Source organism: Streptomyces sp. NPDC001204 (assembly GCF_053598035.1).
The window spans coordinates 64,193-82,642 of record NZ_JBSFJL010000003.1; the positions used below are offsets into that span (position 1 = coordinate 64,193).

15 protein-coding genes are annotated in these 18,450 nt (G+C 72.7%); 5 read left to right on the plus strand and 10 right to left on the minus strand.

What is annotated here, in order from left to right:
• Positions 1-103 precede the first annotated feature (103 nt).
• Complete coding sequence (locus ACWC91_RS05720; RefSeq protein ID WP_450643357.1) at positions 104-1,522, plus strand: GH39 family glycosyl hydrolase; 1,419 nt, start codon at positions 104-106, stop codon at positions 1,520-1,522.
• A gap of 30 nt (positions 1,523-1,552) precedes the next feature.
• On the opposite strand, the gene ACWC91_RS05725 is transcribed toward ACWC91_RS05720, so the two are convergent.
• From ACWC91_RS05725 to ACWC91_RS05750, 6 genes are all read right to left on the minus strand, one after another.
• Positions 1,553-5,521: a lipopolysaccharide biosynthesis protein gene (locus ACWC91_RS05725; protein WP_450643356.1), complete on the minus strand. Its 3,969-nt coding sequence runs from the start codon at positions 5,519-5,521 to the stop codon at positions 1,553-1,555.
• Positions 5,514-6,329 (minus strand): polysaccharide deacetylase family protein, encoded by an 816-nt coding sequence (locus ACWC91_RS05730; RefSeq protein ID WP_225076069.1) that lies wholly within the window; start codon positions 6,327-6,329, stop codon positions 5,514-5,516. Before ACWC91_RS05730 ends, ACWC91_RS05725 begins: the two co-directional genes overlap by 8 nt.
• Entirely contained in the window at positions 6,326-7,450 is a 1,125-nt protein-coding gene (locus ACWC91_RS05735) for a glycosyltransferase family 2 protein (RefSeq protein ID WP_450643354.1), read from the minus strand. The genes ACWC91_RS05730 and ACWC91_RS05735 overlap by 4 nt, the downstream gene beginning before the upstream one ends.
• Positions 7,447-8,277, minus strand: coding sequence for a glycosyltransferase family 2 protein (locus tag ACWC91_RS05740; RefSeq protein ID WP_281155282.1), 831 nt, complete (start codon positions 8,275-8,277; stop codon positions 7,447-7,449). The genes ACWC91_RS05735 and ACWC91_RS05740 overlap by 4 nt, the downstream gene beginning before the upstream one ends.
• A gap of 392 nt (positions 8,278-8,669) precedes the next feature.
• Positions 8,670-9,764 carry a GNAT family N-acetyltransferase gene (locus ACWC91_RS05745; RefSeq protein WP_281155281.1) on the minus strand — a complete coding sequence of 365 codons (1,095 nt, stop codon included), beginning with the start codon at positions 9,762-9,764 and terminating at the stop codon, positions 8,670-8,672.
• 1 nt (position 9,765) lies between these two features.
• Positions 9,766-10,191 carry a hypothetical protein gene (locus ACWC91_RS05750; RefSeq protein ID WP_225076072.1) on the minus strand — a complete coding sequence of 142 codons (426 nt, stop codon included), beginning with the start codon at positions 10,189-10,191 and terminating at the stop codon, positions 9,766-9,768.
• A 261-nt stretch (positions 10,192-10,452) separates the two neighbouring features.
• Between ACWC91_RS05750 and ACWC91_RS05755 the strand changes: the two genes are divergently transcribed.
• Complete coding sequence (locus ACWC91_RS05755) at positions 10,453-11,262, plus strand: SGNH/GDSL hydrolase family protein (protein ID WP_225076073.1); 810 nt, start codon at positions 10,453-10,455, stop codon at positions 11,260-11,262.
• Between the two features lie 124 nt (positions 11,263-11,386).
• Here the strand turns inward: ACWC91_RS05755 and ACWC91_RS05760 are convergent, their stop codons facing one another.
• The 4 genes from ACWC91_RS05760 to ACWC91_RS05775 all read right to left on the minus strand — a co-directional run bounded on the left by ACWC91_RS05760 (position 11,387) and on the right by ACWC91_RS05775 (position 16,410).
• The gene (locus ACWC91_RS05760) at positions 11,387-12,862 is read right to left on the minus strand and encodes a nickel transporter (protein WP_450643351.1); all 1,476 of its coding nucleotides are present in this window, start codon (positions 12,860-12,862) and stop codon (positions 11,387-11,389) included.
• A complete protein-coding gene (locus tag ACWC91_RS05765) occupies positions 12,859-13,083 on the minus strand; it encodes a hypothetical protein (protein WP_376502791.1) in 225 nt (74 codons plus the stop codon). Before ACWC91_RS05765 ends, ACWC91_RS05760 begins: the two co-directional genes overlap by 4 nt.
• A complete protein-coding gene (locus ACWC91_RS05770; protein WP_450725813.1) occupies positions 13,080-14,723 on the minus strand; it encodes a tetratricopeptide repeat protein in 1,644 nt (547 codons plus the stop codon). Before ACWC91_RS05770 ends, ACWC91_RS05765 begins: the two co-directional genes overlap by 4 nt.
• A gap of 127 nt (positions 14,724-14,850) precedes the next feature.
• On the minus strand, positions 14,851-16,410 hold the full coding sequence (locus tag ACWC91_RS05775; protein WP_450725815.1) for a DUF4331 domain-containing protein: 1,560 nt from the start codon (positions 16,408-16,410) through the stop codon (positions 14,851-14,853).
• A 208-nt stretch (positions 16,411-16,618) separates the two neighbouring features.
• Between ACWC91_RS05775 and ACWC91_RS05780 the strand changes: the two genes are divergently transcribed.
• From ACWC91_RS05780 to ACWC91_RS05790, 3 genes are all read left to right on the plus strand, one after another.
• A complete protein-coding gene (locus ACWC91_RS05780) occupies positions 16,619-17,161 on the plus strand; it encodes a sigma-70 family RNA polymerase sigma factor (protein ID WP_141362409.1) in 543 nt (180 codons plus the stop codon).
• Positions 17,158-17,970, plus strand: coding sequence for an anti-sigma factor (locus tag ACWC91_RS05785; protein ID WP_225076078.1), 813 nt, complete (start codon positions 17,158-17,160; stop codon positions 17,968-17,970). Before ACWC91_RS05780 ends, ACWC91_RS05785 begins: the two co-directional genes overlap by 4 nt.
• 115 nt (positions 17,971-18,085) lie before the next feature.
• On the plus strand, positions 18,086-18,352 hold the full coding sequence (locus ACWC91_RS05790; protein WP_141362413.1) for a hypothetical protein: 267 nt from the start codon (positions 18,086-18,088) through the stop codon (positions 18,350-18,352).
• The last annotated feature ends 98 nt before the right edge of the window (positions 18,353-18,450 follow it).

Consider the following 18,450-nt stretch of genomic DNA (forward strand, 5'->3'; position numbering starts at 1 on the left):
TTCCCCCGCGCGTCCCGTGCCGGCGCCCGGCCGGAGCCCGTCGCGGGCCGAGCCTGCCGGAACCCTGTCCCGCGGATGATTTCCGCCCTTACTGTTGTCCTTGATGAGACGTCATGGGGGGAATCCGGAGGCGGGGCGGTGGCGGCTCACCGCGCTGCTCGGCGTGGGAGTGACGGCGGTGGCCCTGGTCGTGGCCCTGCTCAGCACGCTGCCCGGCGGCGCGAGCACCGAGGGCACCACACGCGACGGCGGCAAGGTGCACGGGACACCGGCGACCCCGCGGAACGCGGACGAGCCGGACGTCGGCTGGGGCTTCACCCACACCCAGTTCAGCGCCGACGAGGGCAGCGCGGCCGCTACCGGCCGGGCCGAGGCGCTGCTGTCGAAGGACGGCGGCCTGCCGCAGAACCAGGCGATCATGGGCTGGGGCGCCGACAACCCCGAGCCGGTCAAGGGGCGTTACGACTTCGAGGCGCTGGACCGGCGGATCGACTTCGTCCGCGCCTCGGGCGGCACTCCGGTGATCACGCTGTGCTGCGCGCCCGACTGGATGAAGGGCGGCCGGGCCGGCGTGGACAACACCGACTGGAGCCAGGACGCCCTGGAGACCGCGCCGACCCGCGACCACTACAAGGACTACGCCGCACTCGCCGCGACCGTCGCCGAACGCTATCCGGACGTACGCCACTTCATCGTCTGGAACGAGTTCAAGGGCTTCTGGAACAACGCCGAGGGCCGCTGGGACTACGAGGGCTACACCGAGCTCTACAACCTGGTTCACAAGGCGCTCAAGCAGGTCGACCCCAAGATCATGGTGGGGGGACCGTACCTGGTCATGGACAGCGTCGACCCGCGGCAGAAGCAGGACGTCTCCACCGTCCTGAGGGGCCCCTGGGGAGCCCTGGACCAGCGGGTCCTGGACGCCTTCGCCTACTGGAACCAGCACAAGGCGGGCGCCGACTTCGTCGTCGTGGACGGCTCCAGCTACACCAAGGACGACGACCTGCTGCCCGACGAGTTCCGCGCCACCGACAAGCTGACGGACGTCGGCCGGTGGGTGCGGTCGCAGACGGGCGGCCTGCCGCTGTGGTGGGCCGAGTACTACGTCGAGCCCGCCGACCGCAACGACGACCGCAAGGACTGGTCCGAACCGCACCGCGTCGCCGTCCAGGCCGCCGGCCTGATCGCCATGGCCAAGGGCGGCGCCTCCACCGGCTTCTACTGGAACCCCGAGAACCGCACGGGCGACTGCCCCGGCTGCCTGTGGACCCCGACCGACTCCTCCGGCGGCGGCCGGGTGCTTCCCATGTACGACCTGGTCTCCCGGTTCAACCGGGCGTTCCCGCCGGGGACCCGGTACCGGACGGTGTCCGTCGCCCCGGACGACGTGCCCAACGTGCGCGTGCTGGCCGACGACCGGACGGTCCTGGTGGTCAACACCCTGAACCGCACGATCAGCGCGCGGATCGACGGCAGGCGCTTCGACATGAAGGCGTACGAGGTGAAGTGGCTCCAGCGGTAACCCGCCGGAGCCGCTCCACCCGCCGTCCGCTCAGCCGCCTCCCATGGTCAGGAACCGCTGCACCAGCGAGGCGAACAGCACCGCCAGCAGCGGCAGCGAGAACCAGAAGCTGCTCTGGAGCCACCGCAGCCGGCGCACACTGGGCCGCATCGCGACCCGGACGACCTCCCGCGCCGTCAGCAGCACGGTCAGCGCCAGCGCCGCGACTCCGCCGACCACCGACCACGGCGTCCACGTCACCCTCGGCCCGATGGGCCCCGGGTTCGGCTCGGGCACGGGATCGGAGGGCTGCTCACGCAGCTGGTACAGGGTCACGTCGTCGTTGCCGAGGACCTTCCTCAGCTCCCGCCGGTCGTCGAGGTGGCGCACCAGCCGCGACTCCCAGGTGGCCGAGTAGCCCACGTCCATCCGCAGATACGTCACCTGACTGCGGTTGATCATCAGGTACGCGTTCGGACCCGCGTCCTTGAGCGACTTGACCAGGCCCGAGACCAGCACCGGGTCGGCCGGAGCCAGGGTGGGCACGTAGTCGACGCGCTCCATGTCCCGCGCGCCCCACGGCATGGCCGGAGTGACGTTGACGGCCGGGTCGTTGCTCAGCCACAGCAGCCGTACCGTCGGCCTGTCGTGGGCGTACACGTAGTCCATGGCCGCGACCTCGCCGGGCCGGATCCGCTCGAAGGTCTCGTTGCCCCACCGGGCGACCAGGAAGCCGCCCATGAGCAGCAGGCCCGCCATCAGCGCGGCCAGCGGCGCCAGGCTCACCCGGTCCTTGTCCCGTTCCTCCGCGGTGGCGCCGGTGCGCGGGAAGAGCGCGAGCGCGGCGAGCAGGGCGGCCCCGGGCAGGGCGAACATGAAGACCCGCAGCGCCATCTCGCCGCCGTAGGACTGCATGCCGAAGCCGAGGAACGGCACGAAGGTGAGCACCGGCAGGGACCGCTCGCGGTACTTGTGCTCGCGTCGCCGCCACCAGCCCCAGCAGGCGAAGGCCATCACGGAGCCCGCCAGCAGCACGCGTGCGTACAGCACCAGTTGGTGGGTCGAGTCGCCGCCCTGGATCCGGCCCGAGACGGACGTCGAGACGTTGCTGCCGACGCCGCCGACCCCGCCGAACAGCTCGTCGAAGTGGCCGGACCAGTACGGCTCGGCCATGAAGCCCAGCCAGAACGCCGCCAGTACCGCGAACAGCACGGGCAGACCGCGCAGTTCGGATCGGCGGACCAGGACCAGCACGGCCAGCACGCCCAGCATCACGAACGGGGTGAGCTGGTGCGCCGGGACGCTGGCGGCGAACAGGCCGATCACCACCAGGAGCAGCACCGCCCGCTGCCGCCGGTCGGCCGGCTCCACCTCCGCCTCGCCCGGCCGGGCCTTGGTCCACAGCATCCGCGGCGCCCGGAACCAGACGAGGAGGATCGCCACGAAGGCCAGGTACAGCAGATAGGTGAAGCCCTGCGGGGAGAAGTAGTCCTGGCCCACCCAGCCGCTGAGCACGAAGATCCACACGCCGGTCCACCTGGCCCGCCAGCTCGCCCGCAGCGAGCGGGTCAGCAGGAACATGGGGGGCAGGTAGAGCAGCTGGATGGTCAGCGGCCACCAGCGGATGACCTCCGTGAAGTCGCTCAGACCGCACGCGCGGGCGACGAAGGCGGCCACCGCGAAGAACCCGGGCCAGCTCCACCGCGCGTCGAGGTCCGGCACGGCCGATCCGGTGCGGTCGATGAAGTCGATGAAGCCGAGGTGCTGCCAGGCGGTGGCGAAGCGCGGCTCGCTCTCGATCACCGCGGGCAGCGCGTGCAGGGAGACGACGGTGGCGACCAGGGTGACCAGCAGCAGTGCCCGGTGTTCGCGGCGCAGCCACAGCAGCGCGGCGAACACCCCGATCAGCAGCGCGGCGCCGGCCAGGGTCGGCAGCGGCAGCACCGAGACGAGACCGAGGCCGCCCATCCGGTCCAGGTCGGAGTCGTCAAGGCGCAGCGCGGGCACCCAGTACAGCAGCAGTGCCGCGGCCAGCAGACAACCGAGCAGGACGCCGGCCCGGGTGGGCGCGAGACGCTCCCGCCAGGACGGGTCGGGCCCGCTCCGGGCGAGGAGGTCCTCCTCCGGGGTGGCCTCCCGCGGCGAGGTCCCCATCTTCGGCACGACGGCCCCGTCCCTCGCCGCGAAGTGCGCCTCCGGCACGACGGCCCGCTCGCCGGCGGTGTACGGACCGCCGGGTACGACGGCTTGCTCTCCGGTGGGGTAGGGGCCGCCGGGTACTGCGGCTTGCTCTGCGGTGGAGTAGGGGCCGTCGGGTACGACGGCTCGGTCCTCCGGCCCGAACGGGGCGTCCACCTCTCGCTCTGCCGGTCCCGGCGAGGACGGCGAGACCGGATTCAGCTCCTCCACCGGCAGCCCCAGCGCCTCTGGTCCGTGCGGCCCGGCCGGGGGCCGGTCGGAGTCCACCGCGGCGGTGCCGGCGGGCGGGGTGCCCGGTCCGGGCCGTACGTCCGGCCGGCGCTCCACGTGGTCGAAGTCGATGTGGATGCCCAGGGCGAGGGTGTCGGACTCCGCTGCCCAGGCGGGCCCCCGGTGCGGTGCGATCCCGGCGGGGTCCTCGCGCGCCCCCAGGTCGGCGAGGTCCCCGTCGGGTGCGGCGTCGTCGGGGACGCCGGCGGAGGGCACGGCCCTGACGGTCCGGTACAGCTTCGGCGCGGCGATCGCGACGATCACGGCGAGGCTGGAGATCTCCGCGACGCCGGCGCCGGTCAGCCCCATCCGGGGCAGCAGCAGCAGCGTCAGACCCAGCACCAGCGCGCACAACAGGCCCTGGAGCCAGGCCAGTCCGGCGGTACGGCTCTGGGCGCGCAGCACCGCGAAGTACGTCTCCATCACGACCCGCAGCAGGGCGCCTACGGCGAACCAGCGCAGCAGCGGGGTGGCCGCGTGCGCGTAGCCCTCGCCGAAGACGTGCAGGATGTACGGCGCCAGCAGGAACAGCAGCCCGCAGATGGGCAGCATGATGCGGGCCATCCGCTTCAGCGCCTCGCGGGTGTTGGCGGCCAGCCGGGCCGGGTCGTGCGACCCCTCGACGGTCAGTGAGGCACCCATGTTGATGGCGAGCAGGTTGACCGTGCCGCCGATGGTGGTCGTGATGTAGAAGTACGCGTTGTCCGCGGAGCTGACCTGCGCGGCGATGATCACCGGCACCAGGTAGACGACCGCGAGGGAGAACAGCGAGCCGGTGTAGTCGCCCGCCAGGAACCGCCCGAGTTCCTTCGCGGTCGGCGGCTTGGCATGGTCCTCGGTCGCCCGTACGTGCCGGGGCACCAGGCGCCGGAACACCAACCAGCCCAGGGGCACGATGGAGAAGGCGATCGCCGCGACCCAGGAGACGAAGACGCCGGTCGTCGGGATCGCGGCGGCGAGCCCCACCAGCAGGGCCAGCTTCACTCCCGAGAAAACGGTGTTGCCCACCGGGACCCAGGGCGCGCTGCGCAGCCCGGTCAGCACCCCGTCCTGGAGGGTGAGCAGGTTCCACGCCATGACGGCGACGACGAAGCCGAGGCCGTGGGCGAGCCCGTGCAGGAAGCGGTACGACGGCCCCCACACGTCGAGGGTGAGCAGGAACATCCCGGCCGCGCACGCCACGATCAGCGAACTGCCCACGTACGTACGGGCGATGAGTCGCCCGGTGGCGCGGCCGGAGATCGGGATGAAGCGGGCCAGGGCCCCGGTGAGCGTCACCGCGGTCAGCCCGGCGAGGAGCTTCATGGCGGCGATGGCGGCCGAACCCTGGCCGACCGCGTCGTCGGAGTAGTAGCGGGCCGCGACCAGCCAGTAGCCGAGGCCCAGCACCGCGGAGATCCCGGTGTTGAGCATCAGCGCGTAGGCGTTGCGGAACAGCGGGTTGCCGCCGGGGGACCGGCTCCGTCCCGGCAGCCGCAGACGGCGCCCCGGCTGCTCGGGCGCGTCGGGTTCGGTGGCCGATGCCTCGGTGGTGGTGGTCGTGTCAGACACGGGTACGGATGGCCTTCCGGCGGACCTGTCGGGCTCTGCGGACCATGGCGTAGCCCTTGGTGAGGGCGCGGTCCCTGGCGAAGTTCCGGGTGATCGCGCGGCCCTCGACGATCCGCTCGAACTCCTCGGTGGTCGTGCTGCGGCGCACCGTGAGCCGGTGCAGCGCGTACGGGCCCTGTCGTCGGCGGGCCAGGGCGTTGCCGACGGCGAGGGCCTGGGTGAAGCCCGCCGCCCGCACCAGGGCCCGCACCCGGCGGCTGGAGTAGCCGTAGGGGTAGGCGAACGAGGCGGGCACGGTGCCCAGTTCACCGGCGACGATCTCCTTGCAGCGGATCAGCTCCGACCACAGGGTGTCGTCGTCGAGCTGGTCGAGCTGCGGGTGGGTGTGGCTGTGCCCGCCGATCTCGACCCCGCCGGCCGCGAGTTCGCGCACCTGGTCCCAGTCGAGCATGGTGTCCAGGCCCCCGCCGGTGTGGTGGGCGCCGCGGATCCAGCCCGTGGAGACGAACAGCGTGGCGGGGAAGCCGTAGTGGTCCAGCGTCGGCAGGGCGTAGCGGTGCACGCCCTCGTAGCCGTCGTCGAAGGTGATCAGGACGGGGTTCGCGGGCAGCGGCGGCGGGCCCCCGCCACGCCAGTGCCCGGCCAGCCGGGCCGTGGTGACCGGCTGGAAGCCCCGGTCCTTGAGCACGGCCATCTGCTCCGCGAACGCCTCGGGCGTCACGGACAGTTCGCGGGTGGCCTCGTTGGGCTCCGGCGCGACCGCGTGGTACATGAGCACCGGCACGGGCGCGCTGGTACGGCCGTTCATGTGGTGCGTCCCTCCTCGTCCTGCCCGGTCTCCTCGGTCTCCCCGGTCTCCCCGGTCTGCGGGGTCTGCGGGGTCTGCCCGGTCCTCACGTCCCGCGGGGCGTGCGCGATCCCGGCCGCCGATGACACCGATGACACCGATGACACCGATGACACCGAGAACGCCGTGCCGCTCCGCCGGGCCCTGACACTGCCGACGGCGTAGCCGCCCGCGGCCGTCAGCACCCCGGCGACGATCGCGCCGGCCCGGCCCGCGCCGCCCGGCCGGGCCAGCAGCGCGTCCCGCAGCCCGCGGGCCACTCCCGAGGGCAGCACCCGGGTCGTGTACCGGCGTTCGGACTCGAGGCCCTTCTGCGCGCCGACGCTCCGCGCGACCAGCGCCTTCGACAGGCCCTCCGCGTAGACGCGGGTGCGGAAGTAACGGAAGTGCTCGCGCGCCTCGGGCACCCGGTGGTGGATGACCGCCCGGTCGTCGATCAGGAGGACCGCGTCCGGGCGGGCCCGGGTGAGCCGGATGCACAGCTCCGTCTCCTCGCACCCCAGCGGGCGCTTGTCGCCGTCGCGGCCGATGCCGGTGGCGAAGCCGCCCGCCGCGTCGAACGCCGTGCGCCGGAAGGAGGCGTTGCCGCCGAGCACGTTGCGCACCCGGACCCGGCCCGGCGGCAGGCCGCGGTAGGTGCAGCCCACCACCCAGTCGAACTCCTCCGGGAACCAGGCCGGCCGGCGGCCCGACGCCCAGACCGGGACCGTCCGGCCGCCGACGGCCATGACCCGCGGGTCCGCGTACCCCTCGGCGAAGTGCCGCAGCCAGTCCCGCTCGGCCACGGCGTCGTCGTCGAGGAAGGCGACGATCTCGCCGCGGGAGGCGGCGATGCCCGTGTTGCGGCCGGCGGACAGGCCGCGCGGGCCCGCGTTGGCGAGCACCCGCACCTCGCCGCCGTCCGGGTACTCCTTGTACTCCTTGGCCAGCCTCTCCAGCAGCGCCGGGTTGTGGTCCACCACCAGGAGGGTCTCCAGGGCCGGCCGGGACTGCGCCCGCACCGAGGAGACCGCCGCGAGGATGTCCTCCCAGCGGTCCTCGGTGTAGACGCAGATCACGACGGAGATGCCGAGACCGCTCAAGACGCCTCTCCCCGCACCGTGTCGAGCATCGGTGACCGACGGGCCTGGCGGCCCTGGCGGCGCAGTTCACGCCGGTTGGAGCGCTCCTTGAGGATCACCTTCAGCACCCGCAGTCCGTCCCGTACGGCGCGCAGATTGCTGGCGCCGTGGATGCGCAGGTACTCGTGGCTGGGGATCTCCTGCACCTTCAGTCCGGCCTTGACCACTCTGATGTTCATCAGCGTCTCGACCTCGAAGCCGGTGCAGTCCAGCTCGATCTTGTCCAGGCAGTGCCGCCAGAACGCGTTGTACCCATAGCACAGGTCGGTGTAGCGGGCGCCGAACTTGCGGTTGACCACGGCGCACAGGGCCCGGTTGCCGAGCTTGCGGATGAAGGTCATGTCGTCGGTGCCGCCGCCGTTGGCGAACCGGGAGCCCTTGGCGAAGTCCGCGCCCGAGACCAGGGCCGAGACGTACGAGACGATCTCGCCGCCGTCGGCCGAGCCGTCGGCGTCGACCATCACGATGATGTCGCCGGTGCACTCCTCGAAACCGGTGATCAGGGCATCCCCCTTGCCCTTGCCGCGCTGGTCGACGACCTTCACCTTGGGCCACAGTTCCCGGGCCACTTCGACGGTGTCGTCGGTGGAATTGCCGTCCACGAGGACCACTTCGTGAATCCAGTCCGGAAGTGTCTTGAAGACGTAGGGCAGATTCTCGGCCTCGTTCATGGCGGGAATCACCACGCTCACCGGCGGTGTGATGGCCAAGTGCGAGGAAATGGGCCGGTATTCCGCGGCGAGCGTCGGATCCTGTTCCGACGAAGGCGAGCGCAGAACGGAGCTCATGAGTCGTGTTCCCTCTCGTCCGGCGGACCGCCCGCCCCTCGGGCGGCCCGGCTGTGTATCCGGTTCGAAAGGGGGGTTGATCACCCGGGGCGCGCCGGAAAGGCTCTCCGAACACGCCGGGTGAGCTGGCAAAGCTGTCCGGCCTGCCGGAAGAACGGCAGCCGGTCGCGCGGCACGGCTCGGTCACACCTGCGGTCACCGAGCACGGCACCCCCCTACCGCGCTCCGCGCCGGAACGTCCCGGCCCCGAGCCCTCCCCTTGAGCCGCTTGCAGACGGACCGATGCGGGTGAGATGTACGACGGTATTGATGATTGAACCAGTATGGCAAGACCTGGAACGAGGCCTCACGTTTTTGTTGGTTTTGCCGTAACGCAACCCTGTACGTACTGTTCAGCGCCTGGAACGGATTTGTCCCATGCGTTTGAGGATCCTGTCCGCGGGCTCGAACAGTTCCGGCCGCGACAGCACCGCGTTGCGCAGCGCCCGGACCGGGGCGCGGCGCGCCCGATGCCCGAGCGCCACCGGATGACGCCGTGTCACCCACCCTTCGCACACGCTGAGTTCGCGTGTCCTCAGGGAGTCCTTGTACTCCTTCTGGCCCCGGCCGAGATCCAGGTACGCGATGCCGTCGGCGGCGGCCGCCTCGGCCATGCGCAGATGCAGGATCAGCCCCGGGGAGAACTTCGCGTACGCCGGGTCGTAGGCCGGGAACCAGCAGGCCAGCACCCGTTCGGAGCGCAGCCCGAAGTGGGCGGCGACCGGCCGGCCGTCCGCGTACAGCACCGACAGGATCCCCGCGAAGGAGTCGGAGCGGGTGTGGAACAGCTGTGTCACCAGGCGGGTGATCCACTCGTGCGCGAAGCGGTCGCTGCGCCCGGTCCGCCGGTACTGGGCGGACTTCCAGGCCATCAGCCCGCGCAGCGCGGCGGGGTCGCGCTCGTCGTGGACGTAGCGCACCGGGCCCGTGTCGCGGCCCAGCCTGCGTTCCTTGGCGAGTGTGGTCCGGGTGAACTTGGGCGACCGGGCGCGCAGTTCGCGCACATACGTGTCGTAGCCCTGGTCGACGTCCATGACCGGGGACGGGAAGCTGCCGGAGGCTCCCGCCTCGAACGGCTCCTGGCCCGCCACCAGGTGGTCGAACTCCCAGACGGCCAGTGAGCAGGCCCGCAGCAGCTCACGGGCGTCCCAGGTGAAGCCGGGCCGGTGCACCAGGCCCTGGCAGTCGGAGACGCCGAGCCCGACGGCCCGGCCGACGCCGGTCGCCGATCTCTGGAACGGGAAGAACGCGGCGGGCTCGCCGTCCTCGCGGACCACCGCGATCCGCACCCCGCGTCTGCACCGGCCCACCGCGAGCGTGAACTCGGGGGACAGGAAGGGGTTCGCCAGTTCCTCCGCACCGTGCAGATGAGCCTTGGACTGCATCGCGGTCCACGCCGCCCGGTCGGCGGCGCTCAGCTCGCCGGGGCGGTACACGCTGATGTCCACGTCAGGAGCCCTGTCTTCTCGCCGTACGGCCGCGCTGCCGCCGCACCAGAACCAGCAGGAGAACGAGGGAGCTGAACGCGGTGACGGCCAGCAGCCCGCCGCTGACGGACCATCGGTGCACGGCCAGCATCCCCTGGGCCACCAGCATGTCGAGGACGACCGCGCCCGCCACCGAGACGAGGACACGGCCGAAAGGATCCAGCCCGCGCAGCGCGGCGGCGATGGCCGCGGCCGGCGCCGCGAGCAGGAAGAACAGCGTCAACGGGCCGCGCAGGGGGGAGTTGGAGCCGGTGAGCGCGAGCAGCGCACCGATCCCCCCGACTGCCGTCGCGGCGCCCGCGAGCAGCGGTGACAGGTCCCTCCCCGGCCCTGGCCGCGCCCGCTGTGTGCCCGGTGTTGAAGCTGTCTTGATGCGTATGGTCTGCATTGGCGACTTTGCCCCCCGAAGCGCCGGATGCCGGGCTTCAATGTCGCGCAGCCCGCGGCGCTCGTCAAGATGCGGAAGCCGCTCGTACGGGTGCTCGCCTGCTTACGGACCTCCTTCGAGTGGCCGGTTCCCGACCTCCCAAGCCTCTTGCGTCACAACGGATTTCGTTGATCGCTGAAAAGTTTTGACATGGACACTTCCCTGTCAACACGCGTAGCTGCTACCACGGTTACGGCAGAGATCCTGCTAAAGGGAGGTTCCATGAGACGAAGTTCCCGAATTTCCGCCTATATCGGTTCCCTCCTCCTGGCCATCGGCCTCGCCCTGACCGGGGCGGCGACGGCGCAGGCGGCCCAACTGGCAGCGAACGGCCCGTACGTGGCCCTCGGCGACTCCTACTCATCCGGGGTGGGCGCCGGCAGCTACATCAGCTCCAGCGGCAGCTGCAACCGCAGCACGAACGCGTACCCCTACCTGTGGAACGCCGCCAACTCCCCGTCGTCGTTCTCCTTCACCGCCTGCTCGGGTGCCAGGACCGACGACGTACTGGCCAACCAGCTCGGCCCGCTCAACTCCGCCACCGCCCTCGTCTCGATCACCGTCGGCGGCAACGACGCCGGGTTCTCGGACGTCATGACGACCTGTGTGCTCCAGTCCGACAGCGACTGCATCTCGCGCATCAACACCGCCAGGGCGTACATCGACTCGACGCTGCCCGGCAAGCTGAACAACCTCTACTCGACGATCCGCACCAAGGCTCCCAACGCGCGCGTGGTCGTCATCGGCTACCCCCGCTTCTACCTGCTCGGACAGCTCTGCCTGGGCCTCAGCGAGGCCAAGCGCTCCGCCATCAACGGCGCCGCCGACTACATCGACGCCGCCATTGCCAAGATCGCCGCCAACCACGGCTTCGTCTTCGGCGACGTCCGCACCACCTTCACCGGCCACGAGATCTGCTCCGGAAGCTCATGGCTGCACAGCGTCAACTGGCTCAGCATCGGCGAGTCCTACCACCCGACGGCGGCCGGCCACTCCGGTGGCTACCTCCCGGTGTTCAACAAGGCGGCCTGACCCGCCGTCACCACCAGGCACCACCAGGCCCTCTTCGCGCCCGAAGCGGAGACCCCGCCCGCCGGGGTCTCCGCCGCGCCGGCCCGCCCCTCGGGCCGAGCCTGCGGGACCTCTCGGTCATCGCTCAGCCCAGCGCCGCTGCCGCCCCCTTGAGCATCAGCCCGGCCCCCAGAGCGACGACCACGCACGCCGACCCGAGCGGTGCGGTCCTGCGCACCAGGGCCGCCGCCGGGCCCGCGGTCCAGCGGGGGCGCCCGTCCAGCAGCCGGTGCACGCCGCTGCCCAGCTTCACCACGGCGATCCCGGCCGCGGTGAGGGTCAGGGCGAGTCCGACGCCGTACGCCACCACGAGCAGCAGCCCGAACCAGGCCTGCCCCAGCGCCGCCGCGCCCACCAGGACCACCACCGCGGACGGACTGGGCACGAGCCCGCCGGCGAACCCCAGGAGCAGGGTGCCGCGGAGGGTGGGGGCCGCGGGGTGGGTGTGGGTGCGGCCGCCGTGAGTGTGTTCCAGGCCGTGATCGTGGCTGTGCGCATGCCCGTGCCCATGACTGTGACCGTGCCCGTGGTCGCGGTTGCGCCAGGCGCGGCGTACGAGGCCGGCGCCCGCCAGGGTGACCAGGACGCCGCCGGCGACTCCCAGCCAGGCGATCACCGAGGGCGCGGCCGCGGAGCCGGCCGCGACCAGCAGCCCGAGCGCGACCACGCCGAGCGTGTGAGTGACGGTCACCGAGGCGGCCAGCGGCAGGACGTCCCTCGGGCGGGCCCGGCCGCCGCGCGCCGCCGCCATCGCCGCCATGACGGTCTTGCCGTGGCCCGGGGCCAGGGCGTGCAGGGCGCCGAGCCCGACGGCGACGACCAGGGCGAGGGCGGCGAAGCCGAGGGTGAGGTCGTGCCGGGCGACCAGGTCGTCCAGAGCCCGTGTCCAGCGGTCGGCGCCGCGGGGCAGCACGGAGGCGGCGGGCGCGTCGCGCCGCTCGTCGGCGAGCGCGGGGCCGCCCGGCCGCACCCGCAGGGACGCGGCGGAGGTGTCGGCGGGGGAGGACAGCAACCGCGCCGGATAGACGGTCAGTTCGCGGGACACGGAAGCCTTCGGCACATCGGACGCGGTGAGCGTCATCCGGTCGCCGCGCGCAGTGATCTCCCGCCAGCCGGGCCCGGAGGACGCCTCCGCGCCGCGGAAGCCGACGGCGGTGGCTCCCTCGGGCAGCGGCGCGCTGAGCCCGCACTCCACCCGGAGGGTGTCGAGGCCAGCCTGGCCGGGGCGCACGCGCGCGTGGCTGCCGTGCGCGGTGATCGCGACCGTGCGCCCGTCGACCGTGACGGTGCTGTCCCGCGCGGCCTTCTCGCACCGCTGCCGGGCCCACGCCGCCAGGCCGATCCGCTCGATGTCCGGCTTGGCCTGGGCCGCCGGGATCTCGGCGAGGTCCTCGACGTGGTCCACACGGAGCACGCCGGGGGAGGCGACCAGCCCGTCGTAGCGGTTGACGGTGAAGTTCCCGAGCGGATGCGCGCTCGCGGCGCCGGCCGGGACGAGGACGAGCGCGCAGGCCGCGGCGAGGAGGGCCGCGGTGGCGCGGAGTGGGTGGAGGTGTTTCACCGGGCTGTCTCCAGGGACTTCAGGGTCGTGCGTGCCGTGCTGGCGGTGAGGGGGGAGAAGCCGGGGTTCGGTTTCACGGCTGTGTTGCGGTGGCCGGTGGCCGTGGCCTGCTGGGCGTGGGGGAGGGCTTCCAGGGGGCGGCCGTTCTTGTGCGGCGCCCTGGCGGGGGCGGCCGCGGTGGTGTGGAGTGCGGTGGCGTGGAGTGGGTGGAGGTGTTTCACCGGGCTGTCTCCAGGGACTTCAGGGTCGTGCGTGCCGTGCGGGCGGCCAGGAGGGAGAAGCCGGGGTTCAGTTTCAGGGCGGCTGTGAGGTGGGTGCGGGCGGCGTCGGTGTGGCCGGTGGCGTGCTCGATCATGCCGCGGTGGTAGAGGAACGCGGCGTTGCGGTAGCCGGTGGCCGTGGCCTGCCGGGCGTAGGGGAGGGCCTCCCGGGCGCGGCCGTTCCTGAACAGCGCCCAGGCGAGCGCGTCCGCGGTGTGCACGGTGTGCCGGCGGGCCCACTCGGCGCGTGCCGCGCGCAGCGCCGCCCCGGCGTCGCCGTGGTCGGCGGCGGCGAGCGCGGTGTCCAGGTCGGCGTTGACGCCGCCCGCGCGGGCGAGCGCGATCCAGGCGTCGACCAGGGCGTACTGGTTCCGCGCCTTCGCCCGGTCACCGGCGGTGCCGCGGGCCTCGTACAACTCCCCGAGCGCGACGAGCGGTCCGGGCAGCGGGGAGCGGGAGACGACGTCCTCCAGGTCCGTGACGGCGGCGGCGAGGTCACCGCTCGCCGCCCGGGCGCGGGCGCGGCCCTCCAGGGCGGGCAGGTAGCCGTCGTCGGCGGCGAGGGCCCGCGCGTAGTGGCCGAGGGCGGCCTTGTGGTCGCCCTGGTTCCAGGCGAGTTGGCCGAGCTGCGTGGCGACGTAGGCGATGTCGCCACGGGAGGTGGCGGCGGCGAGCGCCTGCTCGAGGACACGGCGGGCGGTGGTGACGTCGCCGCGCAGCTCGTGCACGTAGGCGTAGCGCGTGAAGACCGGCACGCCCGGGCGCCGGGCGTCGGCGGTGTCGGCGGCCTCGGACGCCTCGTCGTACCGGCCGAGTTCGACGAGGGCGTCGATCCGGGAGGACAGGGCGCGCTCGCTGTAGGGGTTCCGCTCCAGGGCCTGGTCCGCGTGGGCCAGGGCGTCGGCGAAGTCGTGCCGGGCGGCGGCGAGCGCGGCCCGGCCGGCGAGGGCCGGGTCGTTTCCGGGCGCCAGCTTCAGCGACCGCGTCAGCGCCCTCTCGGCCTGCGGGTACCGCGAGGGATCGCCCTTGGTCCGCGCCTCCTCGACCTCGGCGAGTCCGAGGGCGGCCCAGGCGGCGTGGTCCTTCGGCCGCGCCCGCAGACGCGCCTGGAGCGACGTGATGCCGGTGCCCGCACTTCCCCCGGCGAGCAGCTCCGGAGCCACGGCCCCGCCCGCGAGGCCGGCCGCCTCATGGCCGTCCCGTCCCGCTCCCACGGCCAGGGCACCCCCGGTCATGACCACGGCCAGCAGAACCACGAACCCGGCGAGCGGCCCCCGCCGCCGACGGCGCCCCGTCGCGGCGACGCGCCCGTCCGCGACGGCTCGGTCGCCGGGCTCGCGGGACACCGGCGGCCGCACCTCCAGGGCACTGCCCTCCGCCTCGCGCTCCCCGGGGGAGCTGGGGGTGCCGTCCTGCGGGCCTTCGGCCTCGCGCTCCGCCGGGGCCGTGGGGGAATCGTCGTGCGGGTGTTCGCGGTGGTGTTCTCTCGGTGGGCCGGCCGGGCCGTGGTCGGGCTCGGCGGGCCGGTTCTCCGAGGGCGTCGCGGGACCGGTGGTGTGCGGTCCGCGGTCAGGTGGGGTGGGGTCGTCGCGCCGGGCCATGCCCTCTCCTTGGTCGCCTGGGTGTTCGGGCCGAACCGCCGGTACGGCCGTGGTCGCGTGGGGTGGCGCGGCCCGCGTCGTGGGGGATGTGCGGAACGCGGGCCGCGCCGGCCGGTGGGGGCGTGGGTCAGTACGGGCGCTGCGAACGGCGGCGCCACCAGGACAGGCCCGTGCCGATCAGCAGAACCCCGGCCGCTCCCGCGGCCGCCGAACCGGCCATCAGTATCGTGTCCCCGGAGGCCCCCGCCGGCCGCAACGCGTCGCCCAGCCCGCTGCGCACGTCCGCGCTCGTGCTCGCGGCGACCCGCCCGCGCGAACCCGACGTCGGCTCGGCCACGTACGGGAACGAGCTCTCGAACTTCCGGTCGTTCGCGTCGACCGCGTCGCCCAGGTCGTTCTTCGCGCCGAGCAGCGCGCCCTCCATCACCTGGAGCGCCGCGTCGATCACGTCGTCGGTGAGCCTGCGGCCGTTCGGGAAGCCCGCGTTGTCGCCGTCGAGGACACCCAGCCGCTTCGGATGCGGGCTCGGCTCGATCGAGGTGTTCAGCCGCAGCTGCTCCGACGGCCTTACGTACGGCGGCTGGTTGAGGTTCTTCACGCCCTTGAGGAACACCTCCACGAGATCGTCGCGCGGCTCGGCGGGCGCCTTGATCTTGTAGATCTGCTCGATGAGTTTCGGCAGTTCGGGATGGGTGACGTTCCGGAGGAACCGCGCGTCGTCGTGGGGCGAGGAGGCGTTGAACCCGTCCTTGTCCTTCTGCGGGTTGACGACCTCGTTGACGAGCGGGTTGCCCAGACGCGAGACCTGCGTGAAGCCGCCGCGGGCGTTCCTGCGCTGCGTGGTCGACCAGATGCCCACGACGGGCTGCCCGGCCGACTCGCGGATCAGGTCGTTCGGCACCTGGAGGGCGATCGTGTTGACGTTGTAGCCCTTGAGGGTGTCGTTGCCGACCTCCGAGAGGTCGCCGCCGTACAGCAGGTCGAAGACGCGCAGGTCCGCGAAGAACGGGTCGTCGGCCTGCCCGGCGAACGTCGCGGCCCCGCTCGCCGTCCGGTGGACGGCCTGCTTCCGCAGCGCGCCGTAGTCCGGCATCGACGCCTTGCCGACGTTCGACGGCGCCACCGGCACACCGTCCGCGAGCCGCGTCGTGGACACCTGCCGCTCGTGGCGCAGCCTGATCAGATCGACGTCGTACGTCTGGGTCACGTTCAGGGTCGGGTCGTCCAGGCTGTGCACCGGACCCGTGTTGTAGAGGAACGTGTTCTTGTCCTTGACGTGCGTTCTGAACGTGAACCGGAAGACCAGGTCGCTGCGCGCGTCACCGTCGTTGTCGATGCGCAGGTCGTACTGGGCGTCGTCCGCGAACGTGTAGAAGTTCGGACCCCCGGCCGGCTCCTCGAACGGTATCCAGTTCGCCACGACGGTCGTGGTGTCGGGCTTGTCCGGGCTGACGAACGCGTACAGGTCCGTGTTGTCGTACTGCGGGGCGCCCGAGACGAGCGGCGCCTCCCGGTGGCTGGAGGCGGCGGCCCGCCCGGGTTCGAGCACGGCCGTGCCGGCGGCCGCGAGCCCCCCGGCGGCCAGCGCGCCGCAGACGAGGGAGGCGAGGCCTCTGCGTCCCTCCCCGGGAGCCGAACGCCCGGGGGTGCCCCCGCCGCGCCTGGAGAGACTGGAGAAAGGTGTCATGCCGATCCGTCCTCAGTGCCGACTTGCCTGTCGTACGGGGATTCGGAGTCCGGGCCGGGACGGATCGGTCCGCCGGCGGATTTCTTTTCCCACCGCTCGACCCGCGTTTTCGGCCCGCGGATCCGTACCTCATCCGAAGGGCGCGCACGCTGCGCGCCCCGCGTGCGTGAGGACGGGCCCACGGCGGCCGGCGGAGAGGGGGCGGCGGGTGGAGGCGGACGAGCTTCTGGTGCTCGTGGCGGGGGGCGACCACAAGGCGTTCGAGGAGCTGTACGGGCTGGTGTCCGGACCCATCTACGGGCTGGTGCGGCGCGTGGTGCGCGACCCGGCCCAGTCCGAGGAGGTCGCCCAGGAGGTGCTGCTCGAACTGTGGCGCTCCGCCCCGAGGTTCGACCCCGGGCGGGGCAGCGCCCTGTCCTGGGTGCTCACCCTCGCCCACCGCCGCGCCGTCGACCGGGTGCGCAGCGTCCGCGCCGCCGGCGAGCGGGAGCGGCGCGAGGCGGTGCGCGCCGCCTCGCCCGCCTTCGACCACGTCGCCGAGGAGGTCGAGGCCGGACTGGAACGCGAGTGGGTACGGCGCTGCCTGGACCGCCTCACCGCCCTGCAACGCCAGTCGGTCACCCTCGCCTACTACGACGGTTACACCTACCGTGAAGTGGCCGAGCGGCTGTCCCTGCCGCTGGGCACGGTCAAGACGCGGATGCGCGACGGGCTCATCCGGCTGCGCGAGTGCCTGGGATGTGCCGCATGAGCCTGCTCGACCGCCTGCTGCGCCGCGAGGACCCGCACTCCCTCGCCGCGCCCTACGCCCTCCACGCCCTGGAGCCCGCCGAACGGGTCCGCTTCGACAAGCACCTGAGGAACTGCTCCGCGTGCGCCGCCCAGGTGCGTGCCCTGTCCGAGGACGCGGTGCGTCTGGCCTGGTCCGCCGCCACCCCGGCGCCCGCCGCGCTGCGCGAGCGGGTGCTGGCCGCGATTCGCGACACCCCTCAGGATCCCGAGCCGGCGCGTGAGCACACGCCCCAACTGCCCCCGCACGTCTGGGGGACCCGGCCGCCGCCCGCGCGCACCCGTGCGCCCCGGCCGCGCCCCCTGTTCGTACCGTTCTCCACCGTGACCGCCGCCGCGGCCCTCGTGGTCGCCGCGCTCTTCGCCGTGCAGGCGAACCGGATCCAGGACGAGCTGGCGGCCCAGCGGGACCGGGCACGTGAGATCGCCCACGTTCTCGCCGCCCCGGACACCCGGGCCGCCACCAGCCGGGACGCGGAGGGCCGCAGTATCGGAGTGATCGCTTCCGCTTCCCGGGAGCGGGCCGTGGTGACCCTGGGCGGGTACGCGGATCCGCCCAGTGGCCGGGTGCGCCAGCTGTGGCTCATGCGCCCCGGCGCGCCACCGCGCTCCCTCGGCCTGTTCGAGGGTGACGCGCCCCTGGTCGTCTCGGGCCTCACCCGGTCGGCGACATCACTCGCCGTGACCGTCGAACCCGACGGGGGGTCACCCGGGCCCACTACACGGCCGATTGTTCAACTCGCCTTGAAAACGGTCGGATTCGGAGAGTAATCGTCAACACCCCTCCGGGGAAGGTGAATCCTGCCACCGCGATACACGAGTGCCCCAACGGGGCGATAGGGTTACTCTGCCCGGGCCGGGTGGACTCGTACGGGTGGGGAGTGACATGGAGCAGATAACAGTGCGCAGCAGGGCCAGGGTCCCTGCGATCACCTGCGGGAGCAGCGCGACCAGCTCGCGTCTCGACCGCCACCTGTCGGTGCTGGCCGGCCCCGCCGTGCCGCAGCGGGAGACGGCCGAGGCGACGTCGCTGATGCGCGAGCTGACCGCACGTGGCCCGCACGACCGCACGGGCAGGCGAGCCAGGGTCCACCGTGTGTCGCTGTTCGCGCCGCTGCGCAGGCTGCGCCGCTCGCTGTTCGGCGCGCGCTGAGTCCCGACCCGCGTCTCCTCGGCCCGTTCACCCGACCCGCGCTCAGGCCACCACGCCGTCCCGGCGCGGCGCCGCGATCCCGCCGTCCGTCATTCCCA